This window comes from Natronolimnohabitans innermongolicus JCM 12255 (assembly GCF_000337215.1).
Taxonomy (GTDB): domain Archaea; phylum Halobacteriota; class Halobacteria; order Halobacteriales; family Natrialbaceae; genus Natronolimnohabitans; species Natronolimnohabitans innermongolicus.
In genome coordinates this window covers 1-230 of record NZ_AOHZ01000039.1, presented here as the reverse complement: position 1 = coordinate 230, position 230 = coordinate 1, and the positions used below count along the sequence as shown (strand labels likewise).

Below are 230 nucleotides of genomic sequence, written 5' to 3'. Positions count from 1 at the left end.
AACGCCGTACACACTTCTTCCACTCTTTGGCGAAACACATCGTCGAACGGTGTGTCGAGAAGGGTGTTGGCCGCATCAACGTCGGTGATCTGGAGGGTGTCCGCGATGACGAGAACGGCGAGTCGAAAAACTGGGGTACGCATGGCAACCTCGACCTACACGGGTGGGCGTTCGACCGCTTCACCTCGATTCTCGAGTACAAAGCGAAGGTCGAAGGGATCGAGGTCGTG

The 230-nt window shown here is 57.4% G+C and carries 1 protein-coding gene; it reads left to right on the top strand.

The features are described 5' to 3' along the window. On the top strand, positions 1-230 hold a 230-nt coding region (locus C493_RS07145), incomplete at both ends, for an IS200/IS605 family accessory protein TnpB-related protein (protein WP_152421115.1).